The organism is Burkholderia sp. AU30198 (assembly GCF_020419825.1).
Lineage (GTDB): Bacteria > Pseudomonadota > Gammaproteobacteria > Burkholderiales > Burkholderiaceae > Burkholderia.
This window is the reverse complement of the sequence record NZ_JAIZSA010000014.1, coordinates 170,243-183,932: the sequence shown is the minus strand read 5'-3', so window position 1 is coordinate 183,932 and position 13,690 is coordinate 170,243. Positions and strand designations below refer to the sequence as shown.

At 66.2% G+C, this 13,690-nt stretch carries 14 protein-coding genes; 8 read left to right on the top strand and 6 right to left on the bottom strand.

The window, feature by feature from the left end:
• Window positions 1–521: 521 nt before the first annotated feature.
• From LGN19_RS27545 to LGN19_RS27520, 6 genes are all read left to right on the top strand, one after another.
• A complete protein-coding gene (locus LGN19_RS27545) occupies window positions 522–1,736 on the top strand; it encodes a cation:proton antiporter (protein ID WP_226218200.1) in 1,215 nt (404 codons plus the stop codon).
• Window positions 1,737–1,750: 14 nt separating this feature from the next.
• Window positions 1,751–2,866 carry a YbdK family carboxylate-amine ligase gene (locus tag LGN19_RS27540; RefSeq protein ID WP_043184841.1) on the top strand — a complete coding sequence of 372 codons (1,116 nt, stop codon included), beginning with the start codon at window positions 1,751–1,753 and terminating at the stop codon, window positions 2,864–2,866.
• A 508-nt stretch (window positions 2,867–3,374) separates the two neighbouring features.
• The gene (locus LGN19_RS27535; RefSeq protein ID WP_043184842.1) at window positions 3,375–4,013 is read left to right on the top strand and encodes a MarR family winged helix-turn-helix transcriptional regulator; all 639 of its coding nucleotides are present in this window, start codon (window positions 3,375–3,377) and stop codon (window positions 4,011–4,013) included.
• Window positions 4,014–4,041: 28 nt separating this feature from the next.
• Window positions 4,042–4,752: a glutamine amidotransferase gene (locus tag LGN19_RS27530; protein ID WP_122946574.1), complete on the top strand. Its 711-nt coding sequence runs from the start codon at window positions 4,042–4,044 to the stop codon at window positions 4,750–4,752.
• 215 nt (window positions 4,753–4,967) lie between these two features.
• Window positions 4,968–6,080, top strand: a complete 1,113-nt coding sequence (locus LGN19_RS27525; RefSeq protein WP_226218197.1) for an NADH:flavin oxidoreductase/NADH oxidase — start codon at window positions 4,968–4,970, stop codon at window positions 6,078–6,080.
• Window positions 6,081–6,260: 180 nt separating this feature from the next.
• Window positions 6,261–6,791 carry an SET domain-containing protein gene (locus LGN19_RS27520; protein WP_226218196.1) on the top strand — a complete coding sequence of 177 codons (531 nt, stop codon included), beginning with the start codon at window positions 6,261–6,263 and terminating at the stop codon, window positions 6,789–6,791.
• A 128-nt stretch (window positions 6,792–6,919) separates the two neighbouring features.
• Here the strand turns inward: LGN19_RS27520 and LGN19_RS27515 are convergent, their stop codons facing one another.
• Both LGN19_RS27515 and LGN19_RS27510 read right to left on the bottom strand, forming a co-directional pair.
• Entirely contained in the window at window positions 6,920–8,404 is a 1,485-nt protein-coding gene (locus tag LGN19_RS27515; RefSeq protein ID WP_226218194.1) for a sensor histidine kinase, read from the bottom strand.
• Window positions 8,405–8,522: 118 nt separating this feature from the next.
• A complete protein-coding gene (locus LGN19_RS27510; RefSeq protein ID WP_006401494.1) occupies window positions 8,523–9,215 on the bottom strand; it encodes a response regulator transcription factor in 693 nt (230 codons plus the stop codon).
• Between the two features lie 122 nt (window positions 9,216–9,337).
• Between LGN19_RS27510 and LGN19_RS27505 the strand changes: the two genes are divergently transcribed.
• Entirely contained in the window at window positions 9,338–9,568 is a 231-nt protein-coding gene (locus LGN19_RS27505) for a DUF3717 domain-containing protein (RefSeq protein WP_034183818.1), read from the top strand.
• A 92-nt stretch (window positions 9,569–9,660) separates the two neighbouring features.
• Here the strand turns inward: LGN19_RS27505 and LGN19_RS27500 are convergent, their stop codons facing one another.
• Window positions 9,661–9,969, bottom strand: coding sequence for a 4a-hydroxytetrahydrobiopterin dehydratase (locus LGN19_RS27500; protein WP_011350499.1), 309 nt, complete (start codon window positions 9,967–9,969; stop codon window positions 9,661–9,663).
• A gap of 189 nt (window positions 9,970–10,158) precedes the next feature.
• On the bottom strand, window positions 10,159–11,052 hold the full coding sequence (gene phhA / locus LGN19_RS27495) for a phenylalanine 4-monooxygenase (protein ID WP_059676020.1): 894 nt from the start codon (window positions 11,050–11,052) through the stop codon (window positions 10,159–10,161).
• A gap of 139 nt (window positions 11,053–11,191) precedes the next feature.
• Between phhA and LGN19_RS27490 the strand changes: the two genes are divergently transcribed.
• Window positions 11,192–11,677: an Lrp/AsnC family transcriptional regulator gene (locus LGN19_RS27490; RefSeq protein WP_006408082.1), complete on the top strand. Its 486-nt coding sequence runs from the start codon at window positions 11,192–11,194 to the stop codon at window positions 11,675–11,677.
• 55 nt (window positions 11,678–11,732) lie between these two features.
• On the opposite strand, the gene LGN19_RS27485 is transcribed toward LGN19_RS27490, so the two are convergent.
• Window positions 11,733–12,266 carry a class IV adenylate cyclase gene (locus tag LGN19_RS27485; protein WP_174960069.1) on the bottom strand — a complete coding sequence of 178 codons (534 nt, stop codon included), beginning with the start codon at window positions 12,264–12,266 and terminating at the stop codon, window positions 11,733–11,735.
• A 137-nt stretch (window positions 12,267–12,403) separates the two neighbouring features.
• Window positions 12,404–13,303, bottom strand: coding sequence for a LysR family transcriptional regulator (locus tag LGN19_RS27480; RefSeq protein ID WP_226218191.1), 900 nt, complete (start codon window positions 13,301–13,303; stop codon window positions 12,404–12,406).
• Between the last annotated feature and the right edge of the window lie 387 nt (window positions 13,304–13,690).

Below are 13,690 nucleotides of genomic sequence, written 5' to 3'. Positions count from 1 at the left end.
GAAAGTTGCTCAACTCAAACCTCTGTGCACAAACAGTCTGTGCAACGGGTTATGGGCTCTCCAACGCGTTGATCCGTCGACGTAAACCGAAGTTATCCACAGAACTGTGCGTCCTTTGTTAACTTCTACTACGTATATATACAAGTAAACCTTTGAAACCAAAGACCTGCGGTGCCGCACAGCGCCGCGAGTCGAATCAATGGGTTCCAGACCGAAAAAGCTGTGGCACAATCGGTTTCCTTCGCGTTCATCCGGCCAGGCGCCGGACATGCTTCAATGGAACGGTCGGCACGATTTCGAATCTGAATCTTCGAGACTGCGCAGTCCGTTCACACACCAGGCCGACAATCCAGATCGGCAACCTGAACGACTTTCCGCCCTGTGGCGGAAAAGGCGGATCCCATGTCCCGCCGTCGTCGACACAACAATCACATTCGGGGCGATACCCAGCCGGCGCGCATCCATTTCTGACGCTTGACCCCGCGTCGCTGGCGGTTGCTTCCAAAGGAGAAGTCACCACGATGAAGTCGGCGTTCTCATTCCTGCCCAACTGGCCGCTCACGCCGGATGCCGTGTTCTGGGCCGGGCTCGCGCTGTTCGCGGCCGGCCTGTGTGGCGAGCTGTGCTATCGCGCATGGCGCCTGCCTCGTATCACCGGTTATGCGGTGATCGGTCTCATCGCCGGCTCGTTCGGATTCGGCGTGATCGATGCAAGCACCGATGAAACCTCGCGGCTCCTGATCGACGTCGCGCTCGGCCTGCTGCTGTTCGAGCTCGGCAGCCGCCTCGACCTGCGCTGGATCCGGCGCAATCCGTGGCTCATCGCGTCGAGCCTCGCCGAAGCCACGCTGACGTTCGTGCTGGTGCTGTTCGCGATGCTCGCGCTCGGTGTGTCGGGGATGGTCGCGCTCGTGCTGTCGGCGATCGCGATCGCGACGTCGCCGTCGATGGTGATCCAGCTGAAGACCGAACTGCGCGCGGAAGGGCAGGTGTCGCAACGCCTCATCACGCTCACCGCGCTCAACAGCGTCTATGCGATCGTGCTGACCAAGCTCGTGACGAGCTGGCTCCATCAGGAAGCGTACGGCAACGTTTTCGCGACGATCCTGCAGCCGCTCTACCTGATCGCCGGTTCGTTCATCGTCGCGTATCTCGTCGCGCGTTCGTGCAATTACCTGTTCCGCCACATGACCGCGACGATGCGCGACGAGCATTCGTTCGTCGCATTGTTCGGGCTCGTGATGCTCGCGATCGCCGTCGCGCAGGCGCTGAAGCTGTCGACGCTGCTCACGCTGCTGCTCGCCGGCATCATCGTGAAGAACCTCGAGGCGCGCCCGCAACTGTGGCCCGAGCATTTCGGCACGGCCGGCTGGCTGCTGACGGTGACCCTGTTCGTGCTCACGCTCACGTCGTTTACGTGGGGCGACATCGCGCTCGGCGGGCTGCTCGCGATCGTGCTGATCGTCACACGGCTCGTCGCGAAGCTGGCCGGCGTCGTCGCGTTCGCGAAGCCGAGCGGCATCGGGATGAAGCAGGGCATCGCGCTCGGCATTGCACTCACGCCGATGTCCGCGCTGTCGTACCTGCTCGTCGACGACACCTACCAGCTCTATCCGAATTTCGACCCGCACCTGCGCGCGATCGTGATGTGCACGATCGTGATCCTGCAGCTCGTCAGCCCGTTCATCGTCTACCGCTGCCTGTCGGCGGTCGGTGAGCGCAGCGACAGCAACTGATCCCGGAACCTGCCATGGCACTCGAAACCTTCGTCAATTCCGAGCCGTTCACGTTCGGCGTCGAACTGGAGATCCAGGTCGTCAACACGCACAACTACGACCTGACCAAAGCGGCATCCGACCTGATGCGCCTGATCCAGGGCGAAACCTTTCCGGGCAACATCACGCCGGAAATCACCGAGAGCATGATCGAGCTGTCGACCGGCATCTGCCATTCGCACGAGCAGGCGGTCACCGAGCTGCACGCGATCCGCGACGTGCTCGTGAAGGCGGCCGACCAGCTCAACGTCGGGCTGGCCGGCGGCGGCACGCACGCGTTCCAGCAATGGAGCGACCGGCAGATCTACGATGCGCCGCGCTTCCAGTACATCTCCGAGCTGTACGGCTATCTCGCCAAGCAGTTCACCGTGTTCGGCCAGCACGTGCACATCGGCTGCCCCGATCCCGACAGCGCGCTGTTCCTGCTGCACTCGATGTCGCGCTTCATTCCGCACTTCATCGCGCTGTCCGCGTCGTCGCCGTTCGTGCAGAACGTCGACACCGGCTTCCATTCGGCACGCCTGAATTCGGTGTTCGCGTTCCCGCTGTCGGGCCGCGCGCCGTTCGTGCTGACCTGGGACAGCTTCGAGGAGTACTTCACGAAGATGGTGAACACCGGCGTCGTCAACTCGATGAAGGACTTCTACTGGGACATCCGCCCGAAGCCCGGCTACGGGACGATCGAGGTGCGCGTGATGGACACGCCGCTGTCGGTCGACCGCGCGGCGGCGATCGCCTGCTACATCCAGACGCTTGCGCGCTACCTGCTGACCGACCGGCCGCTGAAGCTGTCGGAAGACGACTACCTCGTCTACACGTTCAACCGTTTCGAGGCGTGCCGCTTCGGGCTCGAGGGCACCTGCGTGAATCCTCAGACGGGTGAGCGCCGCACGATCGCGGAAGACATCCTCGACACGCTCGACCGGATCGCGCCGCATGCGGCCGCGCTCGGTTCGCGCGCGGCGCTCGACGAGATCGGCGCGCAGGCCAAGGCGCGCGTGAACGACGCATCGTGGTTGAGAACCGTTTTCAAACAGGAAAAATCGCTCAATGAGACGGTCCGCCAGCAGTGCTTACGTTGGCGCGAGTGAAAAATTGTTTTGCAGATTACGGGCTCGACCGAGTCGCGATTCACTGAACGACGGGCGGCCTCGATTGAGGCCGAAATCGTTGCCGGGGGTCCTGAAAATCTGTGGATAACTTGATATTCCGCTGCAAAGTCAACGATCTGTGCGCGGGATAACCCGGTGGACCATTGCGGTCGGTGCGATGGCCGATCCGAACAGGAAAATGTCCGTTCGCACCGTTCCGCGGGCGTTCGGCATTGCAGGCACAACGAAAAATTTTGGTTATCCAGCGATTTTCCACAGAATGAAGGGGATAACTTAGCTGTGCGATTTTCCGCTCTCGCTTAGAATGTCGGCTTTGCGGACACCGGAACGATGCGTGTCTTACCGGTCGCCGCGAACGCGACCGCCGCGTGTGCCCTCGCGACGGCCGTGCTGACACACTCGCAAGAGCGTGTCTGTTTTGAGATAGACATTCGATCTCCACACTACGGCCGCTCGGCAAACCGGGCGGCGGCAAAGCGAAAAGACTATGAGCGAAGGCGTTTACGGGAATCAGGCTTCGGGACGTGTGACCCACAGCCTGCTGCGGTTGAGTACGGCCATGCGGAGCCAGGCATGGGATTGGGCGGAAGGCGCAGGCCTGACGCCGACGCAGGGCGAGATTCTCGTGCTGCTGCTGCAGCGCAAGGGCCCGATGCGGCTCGGCGAGATCGCGCGCGAGACGCAGCTGACCGCCGCGACCACGAGCGATGCGGTGAGCACGCTCGAGACCAAGGGTCTCGTCGAGAAGCGCCGTGCACTGGACGACGGCCGCGCGCTGGCCGTGCGCCTGTCGGCCCGTGGCCGCACGGCCGCGAAGAAGGCGCTGCAATGGCCTGAATTCCTGACGAAAGCCGTCGGCAAGCTCGGCGCGGACGAGCAGGGCGCACTGTATCGCGCGCTGCTGAAGACGCTGCGCGAACTGCAGGTGGCCGGTGCGACGCCGCCGCAGCGCATGTGTGTGACGTGCGCCCACTTCCAGCCGGGCAAGCTGTCGAAGAAGACCGTGCATCACTGCGCGGCGCTCGACATCTCGATGTCCGACAGCGATCTGCGTCTCGACTGCTCGGTGCAGGAAGAGGCCGACGCGGCGACGCAGAAGAAGACCTGGAAGATTTTCGCAGGCTGACGTCCGTCGATCGACCGGGAGGCCGATGATGAACGCTGAAGTCGTGGCGATCCGCCACGTGCATTTCGAGGATCTCGGGAGCTTCGAGCAGGTGCTCGGCGAACGGGGCCGGCGGGTGCGCTACGTTGACGTCGGGTCGTCGCGGGTCGAGGTGCTCGACGTGCTCGAGCCATCGCTCCTCGTCGTGCTCGGCGGGCCGCTCAGCGTGTACGACGATGCGCAGTATCCGACGATCGCGCCGCTCGCGGCACTTGTGCGCAAGCGCATCGATGCGGGCCTGCCGATCCTCGGCATCTGCCTCGGTGCGCAGTTCATCGCCCGGGCGCTCGGTGCGCGGGTCTATCCGGCTGCGCAGCACGAACTCGGCTGGGCGCCGCTGACGCTCACCGACGCCGGCCGCGCATCGCCGCTGCGCCATCTCGACGCTGCGGCGACGTCGATGCTGCACTGGCATGGCGACACGTTCGACCTGCCGGGCGGTGCAATTCATCTTGCATCGACACCGGCCTGCCGCCACCAGGCATTCGCGTGGGGCCAGCATGTGCTGGCGCTGCAATGCCATCCGGAAATCCGCACCGACCGCTTCGAACCGTGGCTGATCGCGAACGCCGGCGAAATCGCGGCGACGCCCGGCATCGACGCGCGCCAGTTGCGTGCCGATACCGCGCAGCACGGCCCCGCGCTCGAGGCGGCTGCGCGACGCATGTTCGCGGAGTGGCTCGACAGCGTCGGACTCTGACGCCGCCAGCGGCGGCGCCGTTCGCCGCGAAGGGGTTGCCCGGCCCGCACCCGTTGCAGGCCGGCGCATCGTCGTTTGCGTCGCGTTTGCCGCACAGCCGGCAACCCGCCGCGGCTCGTACCTGACCGTCCGCTTACTGCCGGGGGCGCCGTCAGCACGCTTCCGGCCTGCGTGCTACGCTCGTTCGCTCTTTCCTTTCCTGGCGAGCGGCCTCCATGACTGCGCTGTTTTCCCCGTTCACGCTGCGCGGCGTGACCCTTCCGAACCGGATCGTGATCTCCCCGATGTGCCAGTATTCGGCCGAACGCGGCAAGGCGACCGACTGGCACATGATTCACCTCGGCCATCTCGCGCTGTCGGGCGCGGGGCTGCTCTGCATCGAGGCGACCGCGGTGGAACCCGACGGGCGCATCACGCATGGCGACCTCGGCCTCTGGGATGATGTGACCGAAGCCGCGCTGAAGCCCGTGCTGGCCGCGATCCGCAAGCATTCGCCGGTCCGCGTCGCGATGCAGCTGTCGCATGCGGGACGCAAGGCGTCGAGCAACGTGCCGTGGCAGGGCGGTCAGCTCGTGTCCGTTGCCGATGGCGGCTGGTTGCCGCATGCGCCGTCGGCCGTGCCGCACAAGGATGGCGAGACGCCGCCGCTCGCACTCGATGCCGCGGGCCTGAACCGGATCCGCGAAGCATTCGCGGCATCGGCGAAGCGGGCTGCGCGGCTCGGCATCGACGCAATCGAGGTGCACGCCGCACACGGCTACCTGCTGCACCAGTTCCTGTCGCCGCTCGCGAACCAGCGCACCGACGAATACGGCGGCTCGCTCGAAAACCGGATGCGTTTTCCGCTCGAGATCTTCGAGATCGTGCGCGCGGCGTTTCCGGAAGACCGGCCGGTCGGCGTGCGTGTGTCCGCGACCGACTGGGTCGAAGGCGGCTGGGAGCTCGACGATACGATTGCGTTCGCGCACGAACTGAAGCGCCGCGGCTGCGACTGGATCGACGTGTCGTCCGGCGGCGTGTCGCCGCTGCAGAAGATTCCGCTGTCGCCTGGCTACCAGGTGCCGTTCGCGCAGGCCGTGAAGCGCGCGGTCGGCATGCCGACGGTTGCCGTCGGCCTGATCAACGAGCCCGCGCATGCGAACCGGCTCATCGAGTCCGGCGATGCCGATTTCATCGCGATGGCGCGCGCGATGCTGTACGACCCGCGCTGGCCGTGGCATGCGGCGGCCGAGCTCGGTGCGCAGGTGACGGCGCCGCCGCAATACTGGCGCTCGCAGCCGCGCGAGCACAAGGCGTTGTTCGGCGACATCGCATTCGGCCAGCGTTGAGCGTCAGGCGTGCAATATTGCGCGTGATGTTGAACGAAGCAATCGTGAACGTGTAGGATGCGGGTGATTCGCCGCATGCCCCGACGCGGCACCAACCGGTGCCGCGTTTTCGTTTTGCGCGACGCCAGGCCGTGACCGCGGCCGTCTTCCATTCAAGTCGTCTTCACAAGGATTCGTTCGATGAGTTCACGCAGGATCGCGGTGCGCCGCTCGGGAGTACACGGCAAGGGCGTGTTCGCCGTGGCGCCGATCAAGGCCGGCGAGCGCGTAGTGGAATACAAGGGCGAGCGAATTTCGTGGAAGGAAGCGCTGCGTCGTCACCCGCACGACCCGGCCGAACCGAACCATACGTTCTACTTCGCACTGGACGAGGGCGGGGTGATCGACGGCAAGATCGACGGTAACAGCGCGCGCTGGATCAACCACTCGTGCGCGCCGAACTGCGAAGCCGAGGAAGTCAAAGGCCGCGTGTTCATCCACGCGCTGCGCGACATCGGGCCGGAAGAGGAGCTGTTCTACGACTACGGCCTCGTGATCGATGCGAAGCTGACGAAGACGCTCAAGCGCGAGTACGCGTGCCATTGTGGCGCGGCGTCGTGCCGCGGCACGCTGCTCGCGACGTCCGACGATGGCGGGAAGAAGAAAAAGAAGAAGGACAAGAAGGACGGCAAGTCCGAGTCCCGATCGAAGGACAAGAAAAGCAAGAAGTGACGCAGGCGGCAGCGCATCGTGCGCTGCCGCTGTCGTTTCAGCGGCCGGCTGCCGCGTCGCGCAGCCGTGCTTTCCGCGTGCCTCATCCGGCGCGCGGCCCGACCAGCGGCCGGCGCGCCGCGAATCGCTCAGTGCGTCGGCGCGGCGGCCGGCGTTTCGCTGGCCGGCTTCTCGGTGCGCGCGGTCAGCGGCACCCTCACCACGAAGCGCGAGCCGCCTTCCGATGCATCCTCGTACGAAACGGTGCCGCCGTGCATCGCGATGATGTCGTGCACGATCGCGAGGCCGAGCCCGGCGCCCGTCTCGACACCGTTGCCGTTTTGCGCGTCGCCGCGGAAGAAACGCTTGAACAGGTCGGCCTGCTGGTTGGCGGGCACGCCGGGGCCGTTGTCCTCGACGACGATCTCGGCGGCCGACTGGCCGTCCTCGAGCGCGCCTCGTGCGACGTTCACCGTGATCCGCGCGCCATCCGGCCGCGCGAGCGGCACGTACTTCAGCGCATTGTCGAGCAGGTTCGCGATGACCTCGCGCAACAGCACGGGATTGCCGCGCACGACCAGTTTTTCGTCGTCACCCGGATCGTCGGTGCGCTGGAAGCCGAGGTCGACGTGCGACGCGAGTGCGCGCGGCACCCATTCGGCACCCGTCTCGAACGCCATCGTCGCGAGGTCGACGTCGACGAACCGCGCGGCCTGTTCGCCTGGCTCCGCACGGGCGAGCGACAGCAACTGGTTGGACAGCCGGACCGCGCGGTCGGCGGCGGCGCGTAGTTCGCGCACCGCGGCGAGGGTCTGGTGCGGGTCGCGCGCCACGGCCGCCTGCTCCGCATGCAGCTTCACGGCCGTCAGCGGCGTGCGCAACTGGTGCGCGGCATCGGCGATGAACTTGCGCTGCGCGTCGAGCGCGGTCTTCAGGCGGCCGAGCAGCGCGTTCATCGCGCTCGTCAGCGGCCGGATCTCCAGCGGCACCTCGGTTTCGTCGACGGGTTCCAGCGACGTGTGGGTCTGCCGGTTCAGCGAATCGGCCAGGTGCGTGAGCGGGCCAAGCTGCTGGTTCACGACGCGCCACACGATGCCCCAGCCCGCGAGCAGCAGCAGCAGCAGCGGCATCATGATCGCGACGAGGAATTCGGCGGCGATCCGGTAGCGGTGCCGCACCGGCTGCGCAACCTCGACGACCATCGGCTTGCCACCGTCGACGTCGTCGACACGCACCTGCGCAACCCGCACCGCGCGGTTGTCGTACTCGGCCTCGAATACGTACGCGTGATGCATGCGGCGCACGTTGATGCCCTGCAGCGGCAGCTTCGGATCGCCGGCGAGTTCCTGTTCGCCGTCGCTGATCCGGTAGATCAGCGCTTCGGCGGGATCGGAGAACATCGCCTGCGCGAGCGGCGGCACCGTGAACGGCGCGTCGGGGCCGGCGATCTGGATCTGTTTGGAGATGGCGGTGGCGAGATCGGCGAGCGAGCGGTCGATCACGTGCTGCGTGTATTGCCACGCGAGCCAGTAGGCGATCAGGCCGCTCATCAGCGCGAGCATCGACAGCGGGGCGGCGAGGCGCCGAAGCAGCGAGCGGCGCAGGCTGGTGGTCACAGCCGGATCAGGAGACATTTCGACGGGCAAATGGATAAGCGCCGCTCACGGGGAGCGGCGCGGTCTTGCGCCGGGCGGCGACGCGAAGCAGCACGCACGCGCGGGCGGCACGTGGCCGCCCGACGCGCGGCGCCACTCAGACGCTCGCCGTCTGGCGGATTTCCTGCAGCAGGTAGCCGAAGCCGCGCACCGTGACGATTTCGACACGGCACTGCTCGAGTTTTTTGCGGACGCGGTGCACGTAGACTTCGATCGCGGTGTCGCCGAGATCGCCGCCGAAGTGCGTGAGGTGATCCTGCAGCTGGGCCTTGCTGACGACGCGGCCATGACGCAGCAGCAGCATCTCGAGCACCGCGAATTCACGCGGCGACAGTTCGAGCGGCTTGTCGTCGTTGAAGATGCGGCGGTCGACGCCCGACAGGCGGACGCCGCCGAGCGACACTTCCGGACGCGGCATGTCGCTGTGCGGGCCGCTGCGGCGCATCACCGCGCGGATGCGCGCTTCGAGCTCGGCCGGCTCGAACGGCTTGAGCATGTAGTCGTCGGCGCCCGAGTTCAGGCCCTGGATCCGGTCGTTCAGCTCGTCGCGTGCGGTCAGCACGATGACGGGCGTGTGGCGGTTGGTCTGGCGGAAGCGCGTGAGCAGCGTCATCCCGTCGATGCCCGGCAGGCCGAGGTCGAGGATCACGAGTTCGTGGCGGTTCTGTGCCAGCGCCTGTTCGGCAAAGATGCCGTCATGCACCATGTCGACGGTGAAGCCAGCCTGCTCGAGGCTGCTCTGGATACCGCGTGCGATGGGGCGGTCGTCTTCAATCAGAAGGAGTCGCATGAAGTTCGCTCAAGTACAATGGGTTGGCGGTTCAGGCACGCGGACAGCACGACGCCGTTTCCACAGGGGCGCCGCAACACCTGACATCAAGCATGGCGGCCAGCGAACGATTAAATCCAAACATGTCCGATATTTCGATCAACGACCTAGAAGCCGCGATCAATTTCTGGCGCGCCCGCTCGCCGTCGAGCGGCGACGAACTCAAACTCTGCGAAGAGGCCAGCGCGCTTTCCAAGCCGTATGCGCTGCTGATTGTACAGCGCGAAAGCGCGCTGCAACTGGAAGGTTTGGACCCCAAGGCACGGAAAGCCTACGAGACTTACGTGCGCCTTAAGGATGGCTTGGAAAGCTGAAGGCTTTCGCTGACTACATCCTAGAAAACGTTCATCGAAATGAAAAGTTGACGCGCCGCGCATCGAAAGACGCGCGGCGGTAGAGGAAGGCCTCAGGCGGCCGGTTGCGCGTGCGCGCCGGCACGGTCGATGAACAGCGCCAGCTCGATGTCGCGCTCGGTCAGGCCGTCGGCATCGTGGGTCGACAGCGTGATGTCGACGCGGTTGTACACGTTGAACCATTCCGGATGGTGGTTCATTTCCTGCGCCTTGATTGCGACGCGCGTCATGAAGCCGAATGCTTCGTTGAAATCGGCGAAGCGCAGGCTGCGCTGGATCGCGTCGCGGCCCGGTACGGCCGTCCAGAGCGGCAGGCCTTCGAGCCGGGTCTTGCGTTCTTCTGATGTGAGCTTGTGGATCATCTTGCACCTCTCGGTCGGTAACGGCGCCCGCGCGCGGCTGCGCCGCGCGGCGAAGCCGGCACCGGTCATTGTTTCATAGTTGTGCGACGGGCATCCGGGGACGGCCACCCGGGGACGGGCACCCTGGGACGGCTACCCGGCGACGGCGATCGGGAGGCCGTCAGCGGCGCGCCGCGGTGCCCGCGAGCGTCACGCGTCGGCGTCGTCGGGCCAGCCTTCGCCCGTGCCGCGATGCAGCACGCGATCGGTATCGAGCACCGCGCCGGCCGCGAACTCGGGCAGCGCCGCCAGCCGGTCGGCCAGCGCACGGCCATCGACGTCGGCCAGCGCGAACAGCTGCGCGAAATCGTCGATCACGAAGTAGGTCTTCTGGAACGTGTCGATCCGGTACTTCGTGCGCATCACGCGCTCGAGGTCGAAGCCGAGCCGGTTCGGCGCCGCGCTTTCGAGGCTGTACAGGCTTTCGCCCTTGCTCGACACGATCCCGGCGCCGTAGATCGACAGCCCGTTCGTGCCGCGCGGGTCGCGGATCAGCCCGAATTCCACTGTATACCAGTAGAGCCGCGCGAGGCGCGCCAGCGCGGCTTCGTCGTCGGCGACCGCGAGTGCGGTGCGGCCGTACGCCTGCATGTAGTCGGCAAAGACGGGGTCGATCAGCAGCGGCACGTGGCCGAACAGGTCGTGGAAGCAGTCGGGTTCCTGCAGGTAGTCGAGCTGGTCGGGGCGGCGCATCCACCAGGTGACCGGAAAGCGCCGGTTCGCGAGATGCTCGAAGAACACTCGGTCGGGCACGAGGCCCGGCACCGCGACGATCTCCCAGCCCGTGGCCGGCTTCAACTGGCGGTTCACGTCGGCGAACGACGGCACGCGATCGGCCGGCAGGTCGATCTTCCCGAGCCCCGCGACGAACGCGTCGCATGCGCGACCGCGCAGCAGCGCCGACTGGCGTGCATAGAGCTGCTTCCACACCGCGTGGTCGACCTGGCCGTAACGCGCGAGCGGCTGGTCGATGGTGAAATCGGCGCGGGTTTCGAGGCCCGCATCGAACTGCTCCTGCAGTTTCGCGGTGACGACGGTGGACATGATCTGGCTCTGCACGTGGCGGTTGGGAACCATGCAAGTGTAGAGCGGGCTGCGCGCGGAATGGGCGCAATGTTGGCGCTGATTCGCTCGATGATGCGATAATCGCGCATCAAATCACGAATTAATGCGGAGAATGCTCATGCTGGAACTCGATCACTTCGATCTCGCGCTACTGGACGTGCTGCAGCGCTTCGGCCGCGCGACGCATCAGCAGCTCGGCGAGGAGGTGCCGCTGTCGCCGTCGCAGATCGGCAGGCGGCTGCAGCGGCTCGAGGCGGCCGGCGTGATCGAAGGCTACCGCGTGATGCTGCGCCCCGAAAAGCTCGGGCTCGGCGTCACCGCATTCACGAGCCTGAAGCTCAAGCACCATGGCGATTCGATCATCGAGCAGTTCCAGCAGCAGATCGACGTGCTGCCCGAAGTGCTCGAATGCCATGCGGTGGTGGGCGATGCCGACTACCTGCTGCGGATCGTCGCGCCCGACCTGAACGCGCTGTCGCAGTTCGTGATGAAGAAGCTGATGCGTGTGCCGGGCGTCGACAGCGTGCGCTCGAACATCGTGCTGACGACCTTCAAGCGCAACGGCGCGCTGCCGCTCGCGCACCTGGCGCCCGGCGCCGCCTAACGCGGTGGCCGGGTCGAAGGCGGCGCGGGTTGCGCCGCCGTAGGGCAGGGCCGGATCAGGCCGCTTCGTGCTGCGTGTCGGCGTTCAGCAGGTCGACATAGGCGACCGCGACGAGATCGTCCTGCGACACGCCGAGCTTCGCGAACACGTCGTGCGCTTCGGCTTCGCCGCCGGCTTCGTCGTCGTCGGGGCCGAGCACGACTTCCAGTTCGATGAAATCGCCGAGGCCGTCGACGCGGTCGAGGTGAATGCGCGTGCGGCCCGCGAGGTACACGTGCCGTTCCTTCGTCACGATTCCGCGCGTGGTCAGCGCGGTGGCGAGCAGCGCGTGCATCGCGTCGGGGTTCGTCACCGGGCTGCGCGTGTAGTACGACGCCTTCGGGCCGTCGCGGTCGTCGCGCTGATAGAAGATCAGTTCGGCCGGCGTGCCGTCCTCGAAGCGGCGCAGCTTCAGCCGGCCGCGCGGCACGTCATAGAAGAAATCCTGCTGGCGATAGAACAGCGGCGCTTCGGTCGCGAGGGTCGCCGCGCGTTCGCGCAGCTGGTCGAATTCGCGGGCGCGGGCTTTGATCTCGATGTTGCGGGCCATGCGGGTCTCCTTCAATCGGGGTCTCGCGGTGTGCGAACGCACAATCTAGCAAAAACGCGGAGACGGTGGCGTGACGACGGACCAGGGGCGTGGCGAGATGACGCGCGCAGGCTGCGCCGCGCCGTCTTCAGCACCGCTCATATCGCCCACTGGGCTTCGATGAGCCGTAGCGCCGCCGCGATCGCCGGCTCGTCGTGCCGCTCGGCGAGCGCCACGAACGTCAGTTCGGTCGGCACCGTCACGCGTTCGACGATCGTCAGCGCATGCGCGTGCGCTTCGGCCAGCGCGGTCGAGTCGCGCGCGAGCGTCAAGCCGATGCCCGATTTGACGAGATCGAGCATCGACTGCTCCTGGTCGACTTCGGCAACCTTGACCGGCTGCGCGCCGGCATCCGCGAAGCGCCGCGACAGCAGCCGGTGGTGCGCGGACGCCGGCGGCGTCCAGATCCACGGCAGCGCGGCGAGCGAGCGCCAGTCGTGCGCGCGCTGCACGCGCTCCCGCCAGCCGGCCGGCGCGAGCACGCGGTACTGGAAATGTGTGAGCGTGACGGTGTGGAACAGTGCGCCGTCGAGCGGATCGTCCTCGCCTGGCCGGCCGATGTAATAGCCGACGTCGAGCGCCTGCGTGCGCACCTGTTCGATCACCCAGCCCGACATGCCGTGCCGCAACGCCGTCTCGATCTGCGGATGGGTTTCGACCAGCGCGCGCAGGAAGCCGCCGAGCCTCAGGAAGCCCGGATCGAGGATCGTGCCGATCCGCAGCCGGCCGCGCACCTCGTGCCGCAGCGCAGCAGCGGCGCGCTGCACGTCGGCGGCGGCGGCGAGCGCGCGTTCCGCATGCGGCAGCAGCGTCTGGCCGTCGCGTGTGAGCGCGAGGCCGCGCGACGTGCGGGTAAACAGCGTGACGCCCAGCGTTTCCTGCAGATGCTTGATCTGCAGGCTGACGGCCGGCTGCGTCAGGTGCAGGTGTACGGCGGCGCGCGTCAGGTTGCCTTCGCGCGCGACCGTCGCGAACGCGCGGAGCAGGGTGAGATCCATCGTCGTGATATGAGCGCAGCTTATAACGCAGTTCAGCATAACTCATTGGATCGGCGGGCGGCTGCCGGAGTACGCTTCATCGGTCGTGGCGCGGGGCCGCAAGCGCGGCCGGCGACGCACTATGCTGGAAATGACGCGCGGGATTGCGCCGCGTGGCGGACAACTATGAGATTGGGACGGGATTCGCGTCAGCACAAAAGCGCTGATGCGGGCCGACCGCCGTGGGGTAGGAGTAAGCGCTGAAGTGCTAACGCCTACCAACCACACCATGGGATTCGAGTAAGCGCTAAAGCGCCAACTCGGGCCGACCGCCGTGGGGTTGGAGTAAGCGCTGAAGCGCCAACTCCAACCAACCACGCCATGGGGCCCGAGTAAGTGCTGAAGCGC